The organism is Bacteroides ndongoniae (assembly GCF_900108345.1).
Lineage (GTDB): Bacteria > Bacteroidota > Bacteroidia > Bacteroidales > Bacteroidaceae > Bacteroides > Bacteroides ndongoniae.
In genome coordinates this window covers 293,175-314,111 of the sequence record NZ_FNVV01000013.1, presented here as the reverse complement: position 1 = coordinate 314,111, position 20,937 = coordinate 293,175, and the positions used below count along the sequence as shown (strand labels likewise).

Genomic DNA, 20,937 nt, shown 5'->3' with positions numbered 1-20,937 from the left:
GGTTATCAGTTGACAGTCTACAAGACAATAGACTTATAGGCTCGTTAACTTGTCCACTTGTTAACTTATGTAACTGATTAACGTTTACTGAACTGGAATCTGCGACGTGCTTTCGGACGTCCCGGTTTCTTACGTTCAACAGAACGCGGGTCACGGGTCATGAAGCCTTCTGCACGCAGGGCAGCTTTGTCATCGGCATTGATTTTCACCAAAGCGCGGGCAATAGCCAGACGCAATGCCTGAGACTGGCCAGTGAAACCACCACCGCAAAGGTTCACTTTGATGTCATATTTTTCAGCAACACCCAATTTGTTCAACGGTTGCTTAACCACATACTGAAGAATGCTTGATGGAAAGTACTCTGCGAGGTCTCTCTTGTTAATAGTAATCTTTCCAGTACCTTCGCTTACGAAAATGCGTGCGATAGCACGTTTACGTCTGCCTAATGCATTTACTACTTCCATTATCTTCTTATTTAAGTGCGTTAATATCAATCATTTTCGGGTTCTGAGCAGCATGTTTGTGTTCGCTACCAGCGTATACATACATATTACCCAGCAATTTAGCGCCCAATTTGTTCTTAGGCAGCATACCCTTTACTACTTTTCTCAGCAACTTGTCATCACCGTTCGGTTTAGCCTGCAAGCGGGCAGGGGTGATTTCTCTCTGACCACCAGGATAACCTGTATATGACAAATAGATCTTGTCATTCCATTTGTTACCGGTCAGTTTCACTTTGTCGGCATTGATAATGATCACATTATCGCCACAATCTACATGAGGGGTAAAGTTAGGTTTATACTTTCCTCTCAACAGTTTCGCAACTTTTGCGCCCAAACGACCCAATACTTGGTCGGTAGCGTCAACAATGACCCATTCTTTAGTCACTGTAGCTTTGTTTGCAGAAATGGTCTTGTAACTTAAAGTATCCACTCTTGATTTGTTTTTTAATAATGTTACTACTAATTTTTTCTCTTCACCGCTAATCGGACACCCCGGACAAAGGCCGTCCAACTCGCTATGAATTAATCGCTTATCCTTTTTAGATAATAATCGGCTTGCAAAGGTACGGTTTTTCTGCGAACTGACAAACGATTTAGCCTTTTTTTGATTATCACCGAGTTGGCTTTTTCTCACCCGTCACAGATACATACAAAAAAACTTTCCCACCTGGGACGCACGCACAACGTTTTGTCCCGGATGGGAAAGAATTAAAAACAGAAACAACACTCTTGCTGACAAGTACAGAAAACTATCAGCGAACTATATCTTCTGGAAACTTATCGGGCATCACAACACGTTTCCACGTCTCGTGATACCAGCAATTCAGTTCATTTCCATTCAAGTCCTTCGATATAAAATACTTCAAATGCATGTATTCATCCGATTCCATTTCAAACTGAAGCACATTATCCTGATTGTCCAACATAGGCAGGTGAATGTTCTTTTCAATACTTTCCTTGTAAGAATTATCTGTCAGCTGTTCATAAGTTCCATAACCGGTTATAATGGCATCCGACCCAGGAATAAGCGTAAAATTAACAATCCGCCCATCCTTACCAAGTACTTTGAATGTATTACTCGGTTTCAGCATTCCAGGTACATCAGCAGACTCGGACACATAATGGCACAATTGCCAGATTCCTTCCAGATTGGCCGGTTTAAAAGCAGCCTTCTCCTGTGCGGAGACTCCTGCTACCGCAAGCAGCATAGCTGCAAGCATGGTAAAGAACAAATTTCGTTTCATATTCGTATCGTTTTTGGTTAACACTCTCAGCCTTAGGGGCTGTCACAAATATAAATAAAATTTTCGAGAATATAACACATATACAGAAAAAAAAGTCCGCACAATCTGATAAATTGTACGGACTTGCTCTTTAAGGGTAAAAAATATCCTTATTGTCTTTCAGCAAACAAATTCTTCAATTAGAACTCGGCATTACGCGGAGTACGCGGGAACGGAATAACGTCGCGGATATTGGCCATACCTGTCACAAACAGAAGCAGACGTTCGAATCCCAGACCGAAACCGGCATGAGGACATGTACCGTATTTTCGCGTATCCAGATACCACCACATGTCTTTCATCGGAATATGCAGCTCGGTGATGCGTGCCATCAGCTTGTCATAATTCTCCTCACGCACACTTCCACCGATGATTTCGCCAATCTGCGGGAACAACACGTCAGTACCCTGCACAGTCTTACCATCCTCATTCTGCTTCATATAGAAAGCCTTGATTTCTTTCGGATAGTCAATCATGATAACAGGCTTCTGGAAATGTTCCTCAACCAGGAAGCGCTCGTGCTCGCTGGCCAAATCGCAACCCCAATATACAGGGAACTCAAACTTATGTCCTTTTGCCACGGCTTCTTCCAGAATCTTGATACCTTCCGTATAAGGCAGACGGATAAACTCGGTATCAACCACCTTTTGCAGACGTTCTATCAATCCTTTATCAACCATCTTGTTCAGGAATTCCAGATCGTCACGACAGTTGTCGAGTGCCCATCTTACACAATATTTAATGAACTCTTCTTCCAGATCCATCAATTCGTTCAGATCTGCAAAAGCAACTTCAGGCTCAACCATCCAGAACTCAGCCAAGTGACGGGGAGTATTAGAGTTTTCAGCACGGAAAGTAGGACCAAACGTATAGATAGCACCCAAGGCCGTAGCAGCCAACTCGCCTTCCAGCTGTCCGGAAACCGTCAGACTGGCCTGCTTACCAAAGAAGTCGTCATCGTAAATAATAGAACCGTTCTCGTCCTTCTTCAGGTCGTACAGATTCTTCGTTGTCACCTGAAACATCTGTCCGGCACCTTCGCAATCGGACGCTGTGATGATCGGAGTATGGAAATAGAAGAAGCCCTTCTCGTGGAAAAACTTGTGGATAGCTATCGCCATATTGTGACGGATGCGGAACACAGCGCCAAACGTATTGGTACGGGGACGCAAATGAGCAATCTCGCGCAAGAACTCCATGGAGTGACCTTTCTTCTGCAAAGGATATGTATTGTCGCAAGTACCCAACACTTCTATCTCGCGGGCTTGGATTTCGGCTTTCTGTCCGGCACCGACCGATTCGGTCAGAACACCATTCACACTAAGGCAGGCTCCGGTCGTGATATCCTTCAGCACATCTTCGTCAAAGCTGGCCACGTCTACCACAATCTGCACATTATTTATTGTAGAACCGTCATTCAGTGCAATAAAATTCACCTGTTTGCTACCTCTGCGGGTACGAACCCATCCTTTCACATTGACCATAGCGCCAAAATCGTCACGCTTCAGCAGGTCAACAATCTTTGTTCTACTAATCTTTTCCATAATTCTATCGTATTCTGCAAAGAGTCAAAGAGCTGCATCGCTCCCCGACTCTTTACTACATTATATTAATACTCTTTTTTATTCAAACGAACCCATCCGTAAGAAGTTTACCTCCTGCTCTGTCAGGTAACGCCATTCGCCACGACGCAAACCCTTCTTTGTTAATCCGGCAAAGTATACACGATCCAGTTTCACCACCTTATAGCCCAGCGACTCGAAGATTCGGCGCACGATACGGTTCTTACCCGAATGGATTTCAATACCTACATCATTCTTCTTATTCTCGTCAGTATAGCTGATGGCATCTGCATGAATCTCACCATCGTCCAACTGAATACCGGCAGCAATCTGTTCCATATCTGCCTTTGTCAGATTCTTGTCCAGATGCACATGATATATTTTCTTTTTCAAATACTTGGGATGAGTCAGCTTAGAAGCCAGATCACCATCGTTGGTAAGCAACAGCACACCGGTCGTATTGCGGTCCAGACGGCCTACCGGATAAATGCGCTCGGTGCAGGCATCCTTTACCAGATCCATTACCGTGCGACGCGCCTGCGGATCGTCGGATGTAGTCACCGTATCTTTAGGTTTGTTCAGCAATACGTAAATTTTGCGTTCGATGCTGACTGTCTGATCATGGAACTTCACTTCGTCACCACGTTTGATCTTGGTTCCCAACTCGGTTACGACAACACCGTTTACCGAAACTACACCAGCTGTAATAAACTCATCGGCCTCACGGCGTGAGCAGACACCGGCATTAGCAAGGAACTTGTTCAAACGGATCGGCTCGTTCGGATCGACAAACTGTTCTTTGTATTCTATCTGTTTCTTCTTGCTGTACTTAGCGTTCGGATCGTAATCGGCTGTACGACGCTGACGGTTTCCACCTTGTTTGCCATATCCCTGCGGCTTGCCTGCACCACCAGCATTGAAACGCGAACGTTGCGGACGATCACCATTATCGGCATTCGGAGCAAAACGCGGACGTTGCGGGCGGTCGTTTCCATACGAACGTTGCGGACGTTCACTAGCTTCGGCATCATTATAACGCGGGCGCTGCGGACGCGCACCATAAGAACGTTGCGGACGATCGCCATACTCGTTATTCGGAGTAAAGCGCGGACGTTGCGGACGATCATTGCCATAAGTGCGTTGCGGACGACTCGAATTTTCTGAATTGGAATTGAAACGCGGGCGATACGAACGGTCATCGCTGTACGAACGTTGCGGACGATCGCCATTCTCAGTATTAGGATTGAAGCGCGGACGGTAAGAACGGTCGCTGCTATAAGCACGCTGCACACGTTCACCATTCTCCCTGTTAAATCTCGGGCGATGCGGGCGATCGCCATTTTCACGGTTATAAGACGGACGGTTATAACTTCCGTTGAACTGGTTACCATCACGGCCGGCATTCGAGTTCCCCTCTGCGGAAGAAGCATCGCGCCAAGTTTCGTTTTCTGTACTCATTTTGTTTTTATTCGAATAAAATTAGACGTTGGCCTCACGGCCGTTATTAGGTAGATGTGTCAAATAAAGGAGCTGCTTCCTCTTGACACATCCTCTTATTTACATTCCTGTATAATTGTGCGGAGTGATAGCGCGAAGTTCTTTCTTGATGTCCTCGCTCACGTTCAGCTCCTTGATAAAGTTCTTAATAGATTCTTCTGTTATGGCCTGGTTGGTGCGCGTCAAAGCCTTCAGTGCTTCGTACGGATGCGGATAGGCCTCGCGACGCAGAATAGTCTGAATAGCTTCAGCCACGACGCTCCAGCAGTTGTCCAGATCGCGATAGATAGCTGTTTCATTCAGCAACAGTTTACGCAAACCCTTCAATGAGCTCTGGATGGCAATGATAATATGTCCGAAAGGCACACCGATATTGCGCAGCACAGTCGAGTCGGTCAGGTCGCGTTGCAGACGAGACACCGGCAACTTCACAGCCAGATGTTCCAAAATAGCATTTGCCATACCCAAATTACCTTCGGCATTTTCAAAGTCGATGGGGTTCACTTTGTGAGGCATAGCACTCGATCCCACCTCACCGGCTTTAATTTTCTGTTTGAAGTATTCCATCGAAATGTATTGCCAGAAGTCGCGGTTCATGTCGATCATGATGGTATTGATGCGCTTCATGGCGTCGAAGATAGCCGACAGATTGTCATAATTGGAAATCTGTGTAGTATATTCTTCACGTTCCAAGCCCAGCTTTTCGGATACGAAACGGTTGCCGAACGCCTTCCAGTCGTATTCGGGATAAGCTACGTGATGGGCGTTGTAGTTACCGGTAGCACCACCGAACTTGGCTGTCACGGGACAGGCCTTCAGCGTGGCAAGCTGACGTTCCAAACGATAGACAAACACATTGATTTCTTTTCCCAGACGGGTAGGCGAAGCGGGTTGTCCGTGCGTCTTGGCCAGCATAGGGATGTTGGCCCACTCTTCAGCATACGTGCGAAGTTGTGCTATCAACTCTTCTATCTGCGGATAGTACACATTGTTCAGTGCTTCTTTCACCGAAAGGGGGATAGAAGTATTATTAATATCCTGTGAAGTCAGACCAAAGTGAATAAATTCTTTATAGTCGTCCATTCCACCCAGCTTGTCGAACTCTTCTTTCAGGAAGTATTCTACAGCTTTCACGTCGTGGTTGGTCACGCTTTCAATATCTTTGATGCGCTGTGCATCGGCTTCCGAGAAGTTGCGGTAGATGTTTCTCAAAGTTTCGAACACAGCCTTGTCCACCCCTTTCAATTGCGGCAAGGGCAGTTCGCACAGGGTAATGAAGTATTCCACTTCTACCCGTACACGGTATTTTATCAGTGCAAACTCAGAAAAATAATCAGCCAAGGCCTCAGCCTTGCCTCTGTATCGACCGTCGATCGGAGAGATAGCGGTAAGTAAATCCAGTTTCATACGTCGTATCTATAATGATAATTATCAGACTGCAAAATTACGGCTTTTTTCTGACTTACAAGGGATAAGAATGACATAAAAACTCCTTGCAACTATAAAATTATCCAAAATACATCCGCCACTGTCGCCTGCCTCACCTACCGCCGAACGCAAAAGGCCCTTCCTCCCTACCCTATCGACTTATCTATACCTTCCTATTTTCCCTAGTTAGAAAAAAAATTTTTTCCTAGTTAGAAAATAATATTTTCCTAACTGAGAAAAAATAAAGGGATAATTGCTACCCAGAAATGGCTATCCTAAAAAAAGAAAAAGAGGACACCTTTACATGTATCCTCTAAAAAATTGTCGGTGGGCGTTGACGGATTCGAACCGCCGACCCTCTGCTTGTAAGGCAGATGCTCTGAACCAGCTGAGCTAAACGCCCGTTTCGAATAACAAAAATAAAGAATTGAGTGTGGGCGTTGACGGATTCGAACCGCCGACCCTCTGCTTGTAAGGCAGATGCTCTGAACCAGCTGAGCTAAACGCCCGTTTTGAATAACGAAAGTGAAGAATTGAGTAGTGGGCGTTGACGGATTCGAACCGCCGACCCTCTGCTTGTAAGGCAGATGCTCTGAACCAGCTGAGCTAAACGCCCGTCACTTTCGTTTCAAAAGCGCTGCAAAGGTACGACATTTTTTGATATCTGCAAACAATCGAATGACTTTTTTCAAAAAAAAACATCACAGCCTCATCGAAACAGACGACGGTGTATCCGACCAAACAAACAACACTGTGATGTGCAAAGCACAAAAAAAGTAAGGACACACCTTGATGGTGCATCCTTACAAAATACAATAAAAATATCTCTATTCAGATTATTTATATTCCTGCCAGCTCTTGATCTGGATATCCTCCAATTTCATCTCGCAGAAAGCCTCAATAAAGGCACTAGCCAGACGCGCATTGGTGATCAACGGAATATTATGGTCAATAGCACCACGACGAATCTTATAACCGTTCGTCAACTCACGTTTGGTATGATTCTTCGGGATATTGACAATCAGATCAAACTTATGCTCGGAAATCATCTTCATCACATTATTCTCGGCATCGGGACGTTCATCCGGCCAGAAAACAGGCACTGTATCTACGCCATGGGCATTCAAGAAAGCTGCTGTGCCGGCTGTAGCATAGATCTTATAACCTTTAGTATAAAGCATGCGGCTGGCATCGAGCAAATCAACTTTCGACTTCATAGCACCCGACGAGAACATCACACCCTTTTCTGGAGAAGGAACTTTGAAGCCGGTAGCAATCATCGCATTCAGCAAAGCTTCTGAGAAATCATCACCCAAGCAACCAACCTCACCTGTTGAAGACATGTCTACACCCAATACAGGGTCGGCCTTGTGCAGGCGCGAGAACGAGAACTGGCTGGCTTTTACGCCAATCCAATCGATATCATAAGCCGATTTATCGGGTTTGGTATAAGGAGCATCGAGCATAATCTTTGTTGCGGTCTCGATAAAGTTGCGTTTCAACACTTTGCTGACAAACGGGAAACTACGTGAAGCGCGAAGATTACATTCAATCACCTTAACTTCATTATTGCGAGCCAGGAACTGAATGTTGAACGGACCTGAGATGTTCAGTTCCTTAGCAATCTGACGACTGATCTTCTTGATGCGACGGGCGGTAGCAAAATAGATCTTCTGAGCGGGGAACACCAAGGTAGCGTCGCCAGAGTGTACGCCGGCAAACTCGACGTGCTCGGAAATGGCGTATTCCACCACCTCGCCGTTCTGAGCTACGGCATCGAATTCTATCTCCTTCGTATTCTGCAAGAACTGCGAAACAACTACCGGATATTCTTTCGATACCTCAGCTGCCATCTTCAGGAACTCCTGCAATTCTTCTTCGTCGTAGCAAACGTTCATAGCTGCACCTGAGAGGACGTAAGACGGACGCACCAGCACCGGATAGCCCACCTTAGCCACAAAGCCTTTCACATCTTCCAAGCTGGTTAGTTCCTGCCATGCCGGCTGATCGATACCCAGCTGGTCGAGCATGTGAGAGAACTTATTACGGTTCTCTGCGCGGTCAATAGATACCGGAGAGGTACCCAATACAGGAACTGACTGACGATAGAGTTTCATAGCCAGATTGTTCGGAATCTGTCCGCCTACCGATACGATAACACCACGGGGTTGTTCGAGGTCGATAACATCGAGCACACGTTCGAACGACAGTTCATCGAAATAAAGGCGGTCGCACATATCATAATCAGTCGAAACCGTCTCTGGGTTATAGTTGATCATGATAGACTTATAACCCAACTTGCGGGCTGTCTGGATAGCATTCACCGAACACCAGTCGAACTCAACGCTGGAACCGATACGATAAGCACCCGAACCCAGTACAACTACCGACTTTTCGTTCTTATAATAGTTTACATCATAACCCTGTACGGCATATGTCATATAAAGATAGTTGGTCAGTTCAGGATGTTCACTGGCTACGGTATTAATACGCTTCACAGCCGGAAGAATACCCAGTTCCTTACGACGGGCACGCACCATGAGATTTTCCTTCTCCATGTTGCCAGTCGGATGAAGTACGAAACGGGCAATCTGAAAGTCGGAGAAGCCTAATACCTTAGCCTGACGCAATACATCGGCAGGTATGTCTTCTATCTTCTTATATTCGGAAAGTTTATGCTTATAATCGACAATATTTTTCAGCTTGCCGAGGAACCACGGATCAATCTTTGTCAGATCGTAAATGCGGTCAATCGTATAGCCTTCTTCCAAAGCCTGGGCAATGGCAAAAATACGAAGATCAGTCGGATGCGACAATTCGTGATCAAGATCATCGAAATGAGTACCATCGTTGCCAACAAAGCCATGCATACCCTGACCAATCATACGCAAACCTTTTTGGATAATTTCCTCGAAGCTACGGCCGATAGACATGATTTCACCTACCGACTTCATGCTCGAACCGATTTCGCGGCTCACTCCGACAAACTTCGTCAAGTCCCAGCGAGGAATCTTACAAATCAGGTAATCGAGCTGAGGTGCTACATAAGCCGAGTTGGGTGTACCCATCTCGCCAATCTGATCGAGCGTATAGCCTAAAGCAATCTTGGCAGCTACAAAAGCCAACGGATAACCGGTAGCCTTGGATGCCAATGCTGAAGAACGACTTAAACGGGCATTTACCTCGATGACACGATAGTCATTGGTTTCGGCATTGAAAGCATACTGAATGTTACACTCGCCCACAATGCCCAAGTGGCGGATACACTTGCGGGAAAGTTCCTGCAACATCTCTACCTGTTCGTTGCTGAGCGAACAAGTCGGTGCAACCACTATAGACTCACCTGTATGGATGCCCAGAGGGTCGAAGTTTTCCATGCTGGCCACGGTGAAACAATGGTCGTTTGCGTCACGAATAACCTCAAATTCTATTTCTTTCCAACCTTTCAGAGACTCTTCTACAAGAATCTGTTTGGAGAAAGTGAACGAGCTTTCGGCCAACTTCACAAATGCTTCTTCGTCGGGGCAAATACCACTACCCAATCCGCCCAACGCATAAGCCGAACGTACCATCACCGGATAACCGATTTCGCGAGCAGCCTTCAAAGCATCTTCCATACTTTCCACAGCATGGCTCTTGGGAGTCTTCATCGGTATTTCATCGAGCTTTTTGACAAACAAGTCGCGGTCTTCCGTATACATGATGGCTTCTACTGAAGTACCCAACACACGTACACCGTATTTTTCAAGAATACCTTTCTGATAAAGTTCGGTTCCGCAATTCAATGCAGTCTGTCCACCGAAAGCCAACAGGATTCCGTCGGGACGTTCCTTCTTGATAATCTCTTCCACGAAATAAGGAGTTACCGGCAAGAAATACACCTTGTCAGCGATACCTTCCGAAGTCTGAATCGTAGCGATATTGGGATTAACCAGCACAGAGCTGATACCTTCTTCGCGCAAAGCTTTCAAAGCCTGCGAACCGGAGTAGTCAAATTCTCCAGCCTGACCGATCTTGAGCGCACCTGAACCCAAGACTAACACTTTCTTCAAATCGTTCTTCATTGTTTCTCTTTATAAGTTGTTTTAATGTCTTTTACTCCATATATAAAAAATGCGTCATCCTTATCAAAGGACAACGCATTTATCAAAGAATTAAAAATATCTCTGCAAAAACGGAAAAACCATCAACCGGCGAATGAAATTCATTCGAACTAAAATAAAAACTGGTTCCCATTTCCTGTGACTGCATATACAATTTCTAAAGTTTTTGCAAAGTAACGACTTATTCGTGACATGAACAAATATTTCAGAAATTGTTTTGCAACACAAATGACACATGCCGTTATTTAACAAAAATAACAGGCTGTTCCAATTGTTATCTTGCCGTTTGATTTATCTTTTCCGTATCGTTTTTTAAAACAGCTTTGGTACGATACTCTATTGTTGCCGCCAAGTCTGTACACAGGCCACCATCATTTTCTCCGATTCCGACTGTACCAGTCCTTCAAAGATTAAACAATGAATTATTTACTCCGAGAACGCTTCCGAAATGCGGAAACATTTCCGATAATCACAGCTACCCTATTGTCCCTCGCAGCATTCCTGCTGATTTCCTTTCACTTTTTCACGAAAAACACCTACCTTTACGGCCAGAAAAAAGCAATGGGAAATGATTAATGGTAAATGGTAAATGACCAATGATTAATGATTAATGGTAAATGGTGAATGATTAATGGTAAATGGTGAATGATTAATGGTGAATGATAACTAATTCTTTATTCTTCATTTTCTTATTCTTCATTTTTTCATTTCCCGCTTTCAGTTTACGATTATCAATTATTCAAATATATAAGTATGGCAAAAGAAAAAATCATCCTCACAGGCGACCGCCCGACGGGACGCTTGCACATAGGACACTACGTAGGCTCACTGCGCCGCCGCGTGGAACTGCAGAATGCCGGCGACTACAAAGATATGTTCGTCTTCATAGCCGACGCACAGGCACTGACCGATAACATGGACAACCCCGAAAAAGTACGCCAGAACGTCATCGAAGTAGCATTGGACTACTTGGCCTGCGGACTGGACCCGACGAAGAGCACCATCTTCATCCAGTCGCAGATACCCGAACTGTGCGAACTTTCCTTCTACTTCATGGACCTGGTAACCGTCAGCCGCCTGCAACGCAACCCTACCGTGAAGACCGAAATACAGATGCGTAACTTTGAAACAAGCATCCCCGTAGGCTTCTTCACCTACCCCATCAGCCAGGCAGCAGACATTACTGCCTTCAAGGCAACCACCGTGCCCGTGGGTGAAGACCAGGAACCGATGCTGGAACAAGCCCGCGAAATCGTGCGCCGCTTCAACAACATCTACGGCGAAACACTGGTTGAGCCCGAAATCCTGCTGCCCGACAACGCCGCCTGTCTGCGTCTGCCCGGCACCGACGGCAAGGCCAAGATGAGCAAGAGCCTCGGTAACTGCATCTACCTGAGCGACCCCGCCGACGAAGTGCAGAAGAAGATACGCAGCATGTACACCGACCCCGACCACCTGCGCGTACAAGATCCCGGCAAGGTTGAAGGAAACACCGTCTTCACCTACCTCGACGCCTTCTGCCGTCCCGAACACTTCGAGCGCTACCTGCCCGAGTACCCCAACCTGGACGAACTGAAGGCACACTACCGCCGCGGCGGACTGGGCGACGTGAAGGTGAAGAAGTTCCTGAACGCCATCATGGAAGAAGAGCTGGCTCCGATACGCAACCGCCGCAAGGAGTTCGAGCAAGACATTCCCGCCATCTACGACATGCTGAAGAAAGGTTGCGAAGCTGCCCGCGAGACAGCCGCTGCCACCCTCGACGAAGTTCGCCGCGCCATGAAGATCAACTACTTCGACGACGCCGAACTCATTGCCGAACAGGCAAAACGCTTCAGCAAATAACTCCACCTCAGGAGTTGCACCACTTGCAGTAGTTAGAGAAGCCAAGAGGAGTTGCCACCTGTTTCGAGCAGATTTAAAGGTGAAAGCCGGTCGACAATGCAGGAACAACCTGATGTAACGGCTTAACTCCTTAGCTTCTTAACTATCCGGCAAGTATTTATTTCAGCATTGGAAATCAACAAAAACAAACTGGGATATAATTATTCTCATAGGTATGAGAAAAGGATTCTCATGCTTATGAGAAAACCATTCTCATAGTTATGAGAAAACTATTCTCACGCCTATGAGAAAAACATTCTCAAAGCATGAGAACGAATAAGCCCCACTTGTACGGCTCGCGAACAATGCTTGTTCCGCTCACGAGCCACACTTGCACGGCTCGCGTGTAATGCTTGTGTCGCTCCGCAGCAATACCTGTCATGCTCTACAGCACTGCTTGTTCAGCCAGCTAACTACCCATGTTGTCCGGCTAAAGTAGATGTTTACGCCCGCCAAGTAGAACGTTGGGAATGAATAAACCTTAAACCCTCTATTTTGCCTTCACGCCTTCACCGCGCAATTAGCATCAGATAATCAGGCAGATATGGTGAAAGAAGATGTTTCACCCGAAGGTTCACCAGACTTCAAAGGGCATAAAATTGTACTTGTATGATTTTATACCCTTTGAGGCATCTCTCACCATAAAGTACTCAAAATGAGCGGCTTTCGTTGAAACTTCACCAAAAAAACTTGGCAAAACAGAGAATCTCAATTTCAGAAAAGCAGAACAATAAAAAAGGACTGACTCAAAATAAAGAATCAGTCCCTCAAATTATACATGAAATTTATTCTATTTGTCCTACTTAGAAAACAATTTTTCAATCTCATCCTCACGGATAGTAGCCAGTACCACATGCCCATCCGGCGTGTAATTGGGCGAAGGACAGGCAAACAGACTGTCGACCAGATTGGCCATTTCATCGTTACTCAGCACTTGACCGTAAACGATGGCGGCTGCCTGTGCCAACGTAGCCGCAAGCATACTCTGCACTTCTTCCTTCACATCGCAACCTTTCTCCATGGCCGTATGCACCATGCTGCGCACTAGTTCTACCGGATTCAGTCCGTCGATGCCCGAAGGAACTCCGTTGATGGCATAACTGCCCCCACCCAATGAAGTCAGTTCGAAGCCCACTGCCGACAAATCGTCGGTAATGCTTTCGAGCACAGCAGCCTCGGAAGCCGGGAACTGAACGATTTCGGGGAAAAGCACTCCCTGCGACATGCCCTGATGCTGACGAATCTGCTGCATATAGCGTTCGTAGAGCACCCGCACATGTGCACGATGCTGGTCGATGAGCATCAGTCCCGATTTGACGGAAGTCAGAATGAAACGTCCCTTGAACTGCAGATGTTGCGCACCCTTTTCCATCCCGGTCTCCTGACCGTAAAGCGATGCAGGCGCTGTATCCGAAGGAGCAGTAACAGCCGACGAAGCCATAAAGGCGTCGGATGCAGATTCTTCCTCCCAGCTTTCACCGTCTGGTTCCGTAAACTCCGGCGCATTCATCTTGCTGGCCTTCTCCAAACCTGCATAAAGCCCTTCCCACTCTACCTGCTGACGGGAATAACTGCCCCCGCCACCATACGATGACGAAGATGATGACTTGAACGGATTGAAATCAGCATTATAATGCACCTTGGGCGGCTCTATCGGCCGGGCCTGTTCGAAGGCCGGAATGTCCGGCATGTCTTCCGTATCGAAGTCAATCTGCGGGATGGCACTGAACTTACCCAGCGACTCCTTGACTGCCGCCGACAGAATCTGCCAGATGGCCTGTTCGTTCTCGAACTTGATTTCGGTCTTGGTAGGATGAATGTTCACATCGATATTGGCAGGATCGACCTCAAAATAAATGAAATAAGAAATCTGCTCGCCGGCAGGAATCAGCTGCTCGTAAGCCTCCATCACTGCCTTGTGAAAATAGGGATGACGCATGTAACGCCCGTTCACGAAGAAATACTGATGTGCCCCTTTCTTGCGTGCCGACTCCGGCTTGGCCACATAGCCTGAGATTTTTATCATGCTGGTATCCACGTCGACCGAAAGCAACTGCTGGTTCAGCTTCTTGCCAAACACTGCCAGAATGCGCTGGCGCAGAGGCATGGGAGGAAGATTGAACAGTTCGGCATCGTTGCTGTAAAGGTAGAAGGCCACATCGGGATGCACCAACGCGATGCGCTCGAACTCGGCCAGAATATTACTCAGCTCCGTAGAGTTGGCTTTCAGAAACTTACGACGGGCAGGCACATTGAAGAAAAGGTTCTTGACCGAGAAGTTACTGCCTTTGGGACAGGAAACAGCTTCCTGGCTCTCGACTTTCGATCCGGCAATGACCAGACGGGTACCCAGTTCCTCGTCGGCCGGCCGGGTCTTCAGCTCTACTTCGGCTACGGCCGCAATCGAGGCAAGCGCCTCGCCACGAAAACCCATGGTGCGCAAGGCAAACAAATCGGCCGCCTCACGGATTTTGGAAGTGGCATGACGCTCGAAGGAAAGACGTGCATCCGTTTCGGACATACCCTTTCCGTCGTCAATCACCTGGATACAGGTCTTTCCTGCATCCGTCACTAAAACATGTATTTCCTGTGCTTCGGCATCGATGGCATTCTCTACCAGTTCCTTAATAACCGATGCCGGACGTTGAATCACCTCTCCGGCCGCTATCTGGTTAGCGACCGAATCGGGAAGTAAATGAATGATATCGCTCATGATAATCAAATAATCCCATTACTGATGGCATACCATATATAGAACAGGACGGCTATCAGAATCAAGGCCACCCCAAAGTGCATGGGGCGACGTCCGCTCTCCTTGCGGCGTTTCAGATGGGTGGTTCCTTCCACAAACTTCCCCCGGATGTCTTCGGGCGAAAATTCTTTCTCGGGCAACATGCCAAGTTCGCGCTTGGCTTTCTCTTCCATCTTCGCTAATCTTTCTTTCCGCTCATCCACATAGATATAGGGATGATGAAAGCCGCGGGGTTTCCGCATTGTAAACATTCCCATAACTCTATTTTTTAGTTCGTTTGATATGCATATTCCTTGGCGAAGTTACAGGTTTTCGGTCACTTTTCTGCAATACGTCACCTGCTTTTTTACCTCTCCACTCAAAAATATCATCTTTATTGAGAGGGCGTATATAATCGAACCAGACAAAAGAAGGCAGTTTGTATTTCTCCGCAGGAATCTGATCCATCGGATAGGCTATGCCATTGGCCTTGCCGATAAAAGCTCCCTGTTCCATTTTACGGTCTTTCAGCAACATTCGCAGGAAGCCTCCCTCAGAATAGTTCAGCATCATCAGCGTACTGTCCTTCTCTTCAACAGGATAGAAAACAACCAATACGTTACCGTTGACATCGACCCGGCGCATTTCTCCTCCAACGAAATAGGCTTTCATTTCTTTTCCGGCCACCTGATTGTAGTGTATGGAATCTTTCTGTTCTACAGCCAATGCCTGGTTGATGATATGAGCCCAGTCGATGGTGCTGTCGTTCATATACACCTTGATTTCCTCGCCCAGCAACTGCTGTTCGCCATACCACATGATGGGGTCGGTGTACATTGTCATGCAGGAATCCTTAGAGTTATATACCATCGAGTCACACACTGCCTGCACATCGGTACGGTAAGCACGTACTTTATGATAGGCACGCATTTCACGATACATGGAGTCGGTATCGAGGTTAAAGGTCACCAAACGCAGTGTATCGGCATGCATAAACAAGCTGTCGCCCTGCGAATAGTCGATAGCCACAGCCCGCTTGGTTGCCACAGCATTTCCCGTCAACTCGTTATAGAAACAGTAGTCACCGGTCAGCATGTTGCGGTTGACGGTATCGTTCATCTGAACATTATCGAATGCTTCTCCGTATCCCAGCTTCCGGTCGTAGAAAAGACTGTCGCCAGTCAGTTTTTTCCCTTGATTGGTCAGCACCGAACGGTCCAGCAACTCGGCCTGTTCGCTATTGGTGTTATAAAATCCACGTTCGGAATAAATATGATTCTGCTCGCTCACAATGTCCGACGGTCCAAGGATGGTTGCGATCTTTGTCTGCGTACTGTATTTCAGAGTATCCGAAGTCAGCACAAATTTCGGATTCACCAGTTTGACATCATGATTGAATACTGCCAATTTGGTAGCGGGACTATATTCTCCCCACACTGAAGTCAAAACGTTTTCTTCGTCGGTCAACGTTCCTCCTTCGAAATAATAACCCAGATTGTAAAGCCGGTCATAGTTCAAACTGTCGGTAGTAAGCACCGTATTACGGTTGATCATCCGGACATTTTCGCGTAACATGGCCAACTGCGACATTCCGTCATAATACAGATAATCGCCATAAATGAACAGCGTATCTCCCTGTTCCATATGAACATTCCCGAAGGCTTCCACCGAATTTATTTTCTCGAAAATCAAAGCACTGTCGCAAAACATATACATGCTGTCATGCCTCAACCGCACCGAACCAATCAGTACCTGCACATCGGGACGCATTTGTTTGTCAGCCTGTGCTTCGTCGGCGTACAACAGGTCGACACGTGTTTTCCCGGCTCTCTGGTTCGTTCTCTTCCCACCGGAAGCATGAGAAGTTCCGGTAGTTTGAGCCGAAGTTTTCTTTTTCACCACTGTATCCTGCACAGCAGTGTCCTTGACAACTCTCTCCGTCTTCCTAACCGGTGTCTTCGATAGCGTTTTTTTGTCTTGAGCTCCTAACAAACAGACACCAAACAGGCATAGAATACCTGTCAGGAGGTATCTATGCCTGTATAGCAGACCATTCTTATATCTTTTCATATTTATTCTTTAATCCAGCCCGGATATTTGAAAGCACAATCTTTTTTCCACTTATCATTGATGCGGACGTACGTGTGTTTCTGCTTCTCGCGTATCCACTTGTCCAACACTTCTGCACGTTTTTTCTCCAATACAATATTTTTCAGATTCTGGTAATCATCGGCCACGGTAGCTTTGTGTCCGTTGGTACGACTCTTCAGCTTAACAATGACACACTCTTCCTTACCCGTACGTTCGGGAATCATTGTGAACGCTTCTGAAATCTCTCCTACCTGCATCTTGTCTACCACCTTGGCAATCTCGGGCGGCAGTTCCTGCATCTCGAATTTGGAAGTATTATTATTGGGATTAGGCAGCAAACCGTAGTTATTGCGCGTATCCTTATCATGCGAAAGCAAAGAAGCAGCCTCCTCAAACGAGAACTTATTGTTACGGATATCATCGGCAATAGAGTCCAGACGTTCAGTAGCAGCCGTCAGTGCAGCCTCGGGAATATGAGGTTTCAGCAAAATATGACGTACCTTAATGCGGTCGCCTCGTTTTTCTACCAGCTGAATGATGTGATAACCAAATTCCGATTCTACAATCTTCGACACCTTATCAGGACTTTGAAGATTAAAGGCGACATTGGCAAAAGCTGGGTCAAGCTCACCACGTCCCATAAAACGAGGCAGCTCACCACCGTTGATAGCCGAACCCTTATCTTCGGAATACATACGTGCCAGCATCGTAAAGCTTTCTCCTTTGTTGACACGCTCTGTATATTCACGCAAGCGTCTCTTTACATCCTCTATTTCTTCCAAAGGGACTTTAGGCTGCTGTGTGATAATCTGCACTTCCACCTGAGTAGGAATATAAGGGATACTGTCTTGTGGCAAATCTTTAAAATAACGGCGTACTTCGGCCGGAGTTACTTTGATGTCTCCAACCAGCTTCTGCTGCATCTTCTGCACCGTGATCCCTTCGCGGGCATTTTCACGCAAAGTCTCGCGAATCTGGCTGGATGTTTTATTAAAATACTCCTCCATCTTCTCGCGCGAACCGATGTTGGCAATATACATATTGGTCATATAGTCAACACGCTGAATAACTTCATTTTCAGGAACCTCAATACTGTCGAGAGCAGCCTGGTGCAAAAACAGTTTCTGCACAGCAATCTCTTCAGGAATCATACAATACGGATCACCGTCGAACCGGCGGTTTTCCCACAAAGCATTCAGACGTGCTTCTTCCACTTCGGATTTTAATATAGCCTCGTCACCTACTACCCAAACTACCTCATCAATCACGTTGTCTTGTCCGTAAGCAGCAGAACCGGCAAGTAATGTCAAGGCAAACAAAACTATAAACTTAACGTTCATAAACTTTCTCATTCTTGATGTCTTATTACTAATAAAATTTAATCTCATTCTTTTTCACCGCTCTCTCGTACATGCCGTCTTTCAAATCTTTCATAAAGACAACTTGCTTCAGGTTCAATAGCATATCTTTCACATGTTTACGGGCAAATTCGTACGGTTCTTGTTCGCCAACCGGACGATAATCGCTTACATTCAAAAAGTAATAGAAAGCTGTGTCTTTCAGCTCTATATGGCGGTTTTTATTGAGATATTCCTCAGCATCGGGTTTATCCAAAGGCATCATGCCAAGCACTTCGGACACAGGAACCCATCTGTCATAAAAGTACTCATATTTCACAGCGTTCCGCATCTGATACTTCTCCAGATGTTCTACAGCATCGGAAGTCTCCGACTTGTACCAACGACGGACATTGGCAATATGAGGAGCTGTCAGCGGAACTTTAATAAAGAGTCCCTTTATCAAGGGACGGTCTATCTTGAAAAGCCCCTGGTTATTATTATAATAATCGACCAGCTCTTGTTCAGTAATCTCATCAGCCAACTTCTGATGTATCAGTGCCTGCTGATAAGTGTGCATAATCAGTGCCCTTCTGTAATTATCAACCAATTTATCGATTTCCTTATTGTCGGGTATATTATCACATGCCTTATCGTACAATAAAATATCCTCTGCCCAATTACGGATGTAGTTCTCGGCGAACAACAAACTGTCATCTTTCGACAAATCGGGTGGCAACACCGATTGCAAATCTTCACGATAAAGAAAATTCCCATTCAGCTCTACCAAAGGCGTCTTTCCTTCATGGTCGTAGTGTTCGCCACACGACACACAAAGTAGCATAAAAATAAGCCCAAAACAGGTTGTTCGCATTGCTAAATGATATTTTCTTTATTTTGAGTTACGAAGATAGTGGTTTAATTGGTTGCTTCAGTGATTATTAACGGTTTTTAAAACCTCTTGGTTAATTTCAACCTTACTTACAGCCCTCAAACTGTCCAACCAACGTAGCCCCGCATCCTGATAATAATCAACCAAAAGCCTGTCACGAATCTCCTGATAGCTTTCAGGACCGTTCACTTTTTTCCCCTCTACAACAGTAAAAGGATGATCCGGCAAGGGAACTGCTTTCCTTTTTTTAAACACCAGTTCATCAACAAAAGCATTTTCACCTACCGCAAACGTACCGTATTCAATGCTGACCTGCGACTTCCCATCCACATTGAAAACAAGTCGCACAGCATTGTTCCATTCCGCCTCAGGCAATTTCTTCAAAAACTTACGGACCTGTTTGGCCATCCGTTTGGTAACGGCATGAACAACCAATCCCCTGTATCGCGGTTCTTTCCAATCGTACTTAGCCCGATGAGTTTCAAAATACGACTTCAGCCGAGCATCATCACAAAAGTTTTTCTCATACACTTCCTTACGATAGATTTCGTAAGCCAGCAAACTGTCCTGATAAACCTGCAACTGTCCAGCCAGTTCCGGATATTTCTGCTCCAAACAAGAATTCTCCAAATCGAGTACAGACTTGGCGATAAAGTCTTCTATTTGTCGAGATATAGTTCCTGGGTGAGCTGCGGCAAAAGCATTAAAATCAACACCCGTATAAGGTTTGCCGCCAAGGACAAACAAAGTCCGAGTTGTATGGCCAGTCCTATGCAGTTCCTGCATCGCAAGATGATCGGGATTATAGCCAAAATCCTTCTTCAACTTTTCCACAACAGATGCCATCTCTTTTTTCACCTGAATCCGACCGACATGCTTTTCTATCAGACTGTCCTTGATGGCAGAAAATGGAGGGATTTCTTCCCTAGCCAGCACCTTTACGATATGAATTCCCTGAGGTGTGAAAAAAGGCTTTGATATCTGCCCTGGCTTCATACGGAAAACAACATCCTCAAATTCTATAGGCATCTGCAAACGACCTACCCAAAACGTCTGTTTCTCATCAGAAAAACACCGCACACACTCTTCAAAAGAGCTCCCCTTCTGTATTGCCTCGTATATCGAATCCATACGTACTTCGGCAGCATGAAGCATCCGGGCAGACGCGTTTTGAGGAAGATATCTAAATACATGGCAAACCTGCACACGTTCAGCATCATACCCGGTTGCCATCCTCTTGTACGTTGCTTCTACAATCTTATCAATAACTTGTTCGTTAAGCAAATAAGGCTTTGACAGCTTTCGACGATATTCTTCTACCTGCTGCCGAATATCCGGCAAAGTATCCATTCCCGCCTGTCGGGCAGCCTCAACCATCAAGCAAAAATCAATAAAACGGTCAATCGGATCCATTCGCCCAGTAGGAAAGAAAATACTGTCCCGCTCACATATCCGTCTAAAATCCGAATATGAGATTTCCTTTCCGTTGATACGTATCATCAACGGATTTCCCTGTAACATCATGGGATAAATCAATATAAGCCCAATCAGTATACAGGCAAAACGGAACCATTTTCCTACAATCATATTTGCTACAAAGATAAATATTTAAAAAGCTATTTTAAA

General features: G+C 45.9%; 14 protein-coding genes and 3 tRNA genes. 1 reads left to right on the top strand and 16 read right to left on the bottom strand.

The window, feature by feature from the left end:
- Window positions 1-77: 77 nt before the first annotated feature.
- The 10 genes from rpsI to carB form a co-directional block, all read right to left on the bottom strand.
- Window positions 78-464, bottom strand: coding sequence for a 30S ribosomal protein S9 (rpsI, locus tag BQ5591_RS05570; protein WP_071148700.1), 387 nt, complete (start codon window positions 462-464; stop codon window positions 78-80).
- A 7-nt stretch (window positions 465-471) separates the two neighbouring features.
- The gene (rplM, locus tag BQ5591_RS05565; protein WP_022162284.1) at window positions 472-933 is read right to left on the bottom strand and encodes a 50S ribosomal protein L13; all 462 of its coding nucleotides are present in this window, start codon (window positions 931-933) and stop codon (window positions 472-474) included.
- A gap of 322 nt (window positions 934-1,255) precedes the next feature.
- On the bottom strand, window positions 1,256-1,747 hold the full coding sequence (locus BQ5591_RS05560) for a DUF4488 domain-containing protein (protein WP_022162285.1): 492 nt from the start codon (window positions 1,745-1,747) through the stop codon (window positions 1,256-1,258).
- A 179-nt stretch (window positions 1,748-1,926) separates the two neighbouring features.
- Window positions 1,927-3,330, bottom strand: a complete 1,404-nt coding sequence (gene asnS, locus BQ5591_RS05555) for an asparagine--tRNA ligase (protein ID WP_071148699.1) — start codon at window positions 3,328-3,330, stop codon at window positions 1,927-1,929.
- Window positions 3,331-3,408: 78 nt separating this feature from the next.
- Window positions 3,409-4,806 carry a pseudouridine synthase gene (locus tag BQ5591_RS05550; protein WP_071148698.1) on the bottom strand — a complete coding sequence of 466 codons (1,398 nt, stop codon included), beginning with the start codon at window positions 4,804-4,806 and terminating at the stop codon, window positions 3,409-3,411.
- 99 nt (window positions 4,807-4,905) lie between these two features.
- Window positions 4,906-6,252, bottom strand: a complete 1,347-nt coding sequence (purB, locus tag BQ5591_RS05545) for an adenylosuccinate lyase (protein ID WP_071148697.1) — start codon at window positions 6,250-6,252, stop codon at window positions 4,906-4,908.
- 349 nt (window positions 6,253-6,601) lie between these two features.
- Window positions 6,602-6,676 (bottom strand) — tRNA-Val (locus BQ5591_RS05540).
- Between the two features lie 31 nt (window positions 6,677-6,707).
- Window positions 6,708-6,782 (bottom strand) — tRNA-Val (locus tag BQ5591_RS05535).
- 32 nt (window positions 6,783-6,814) lie between these two features.
- Window positions 6,815-6,889: transfer RNA gene (locus tag BQ5591_RS05530), tRNA-Val, on the bottom strand.
- A gap of 220 nt (window positions 6,890-7,109) precedes the next feature.
- Window positions 7,110-10,337, bottom strand: coding sequence for a carbamoyl-phosphate synthase (glutamine-hydrolyzing) large subunit (gene carB, locus BQ5591_RS05525; protein WP_071148696.1), 3,228 nt, complete (start codon window positions 10,335-10,337; stop codon window positions 7,110-7,112).
- A gap of 792 nt (window positions 10,338-11,129) precedes the next feature.
- Between carB and trpS the strand changes: the two genes are divergently transcribed.
- Complete coding sequence (gene trpS / locus BQ5591_RS05520; protein WP_022164370.1) at window positions 11,130-12,221, top strand: tryptophan--tRNA ligase; 1,092 nt, start codon at window positions 11,130-11,132, stop codon at window positions 12,219-12,221.
- An 838-nt stretch (window positions 12,222-13,059) separates the two neighbouring features.
- On the opposite strand, the gene mutL is transcribed toward trpS, so the two are convergent.
- From mutL to BQ5591_RS05490, 6 genes are read right to left on the bottom strand one after another with little or no spacing between them, the layout of a single operon-like run.
- The gene (gene mutL, locus BQ5591_RS05515; protein ID WP_071149345.1) at window positions 13,060-14,973 is read right to left on the bottom strand and encodes a DNA mismatch repair endonuclease MutL; all 1,914 of its coding nucleotides are present in this window, start codon (window positions 14,971-14,973) and stop codon (window positions 13,060-13,062) included.
- 5 nt (window positions 14,974-14,978) lie between these two features.
- A complete protein-coding gene (locus BQ5591_RS05510; protein ID WP_071148695.1) occupies window positions 14,979-15,269 on the bottom strand; it encodes a hypothetical protein in 291 nt (96 codons plus the stop codon).
- Window positions 15,270-15,273: 4 nt separating this feature from the next.
- Window positions 15,274-17,061 carry an OstA-like protein gene (locus BQ5591_RS05505; protein ID WP_071148694.1) on the bottom strand — a complete coding sequence of 596 codons (1,788 nt, stop codon included), beginning with the start codon at window positions 17,059-17,061 and terminating at the stop codon, window positions 15,274-15,276.
- 2 nt (window positions 17,062-17,063) lie between these two features.
- Window positions 17,064-18,434, bottom strand: coding sequence for a peptidylprolyl isomerase (locus BQ5591_RS05500; RefSeq protein ID WP_022164364.1), 1,371 nt, complete (start codon window positions 18,432-18,434; stop codon window positions 17,064-17,066).
- Window positions 18,435-18,450: 16 nt separating this feature from the next.
- A complete protein-coding gene (locus BQ5591_RS05495) occupies window positions 18,451-19,293 on the bottom strand; it encodes a peptidylprolyl isomerase (protein ID WP_022164363.1) in 843 nt (280 codons plus the stop codon).
- Window positions 19,294-19,350: 57 nt separating this feature from the next.
- Complete coding sequence (locus BQ5591_RS05490) at window positions 19,351-20,898, bottom strand: peptidylprolyl isomerase (protein WP_071148693.1); 1,548 nt, start codon at window positions 20,896-20,898, stop codon at window positions 19,351-19,353.
- Between the last annotated feature and the right edge of the window lie 39 nt (window positions 20,899-20,937).

Coding starts and splice junctions, on each gene's coding strand:
- BQ5591_RS05505 (WP_071148694.1), bottom strand. CDS start 17,061: ATGAAAAGATATAAGAATGGTCTGCTATACAGGCATAGATACCTCCTG.
- rpsI (WP_071148700.1), bottom strand. CDS start 464: ATGGAAGTAGTAAATGCATTAGGCAGACGTAAACGTGCTATCGCACGC.
- purB (WP_071148697.1), bottom strand. CDS start 6,252: ATGAAACTGGATTTACTTACCGCTATCTCTCCGATCGACGGTCGATAC.
- BQ5591_RS05490 (WP_071148693.1), bottom strand. CDS start 20,898: ATGATTGTAGGAAAATGGTTCCGTTTTGCCTGTATACTGATTGGGCTT.
- asnS (WP_071148699.1), bottom strand. CDS start 3,330: ATGGAAAAGATTAGTAGAACAAAGATTGTTGACCTGCTGAAGCGTGAC.
- BQ5591_RS05510 (WP_071148695.1), bottom strand. CDS start 15,269: ATGGGAATGTTTACAATGCGGAAACCCCGCGGCTTTCATCATCCCTAT.
- carB (WP_071148696.1), bottom strand. CDS start 10,337: ATGAAGAACGATTTGAAGAAAGTGTTAGTCTTGGGTTCAGGTGCGCTC.
- mutL (WP_071149345.1), bottom strand. CDS start 14,973: ATGAGCGATATCATTCATTTACTTCCCGATTCGGTCGCTAACCAGATA.
- trpS (WP_022164370.1), top strand. CDS start 11,130: ATGGCAAAAGAAAAAATCATCCTCACAGGCGACCGCCCGACGGGACGC.
- BQ5591_RS05560 (WP_022162285.1), bottom strand. CDS start 1,747: ATGAAACGAAATTTGTTCTTTACCATGCTTGCAGCTATGCTGCTTGCG.
- BQ5591_RS05500 (WP_022164364.1), bottom strand. CDS start 18,434: ATGAGAAAGTTTATGAACGTTAAGTTTATAGTTTTGTTTGCCTTGACA.
- BQ5591_RS05495 (WP_022164363.1), bottom strand. CDS start 19,293: ATGCGAACAACCTGTTTTGGGCTTATTTTTATGCTACTTTGTGTGTCG.
- BQ5591_RS05550 (WP_071148698.1), bottom strand. CDS start 4,806: ATGAGTACAGAAAACGAAACTTGGCGCGATGCTTCTTCCGCAGAGGGG.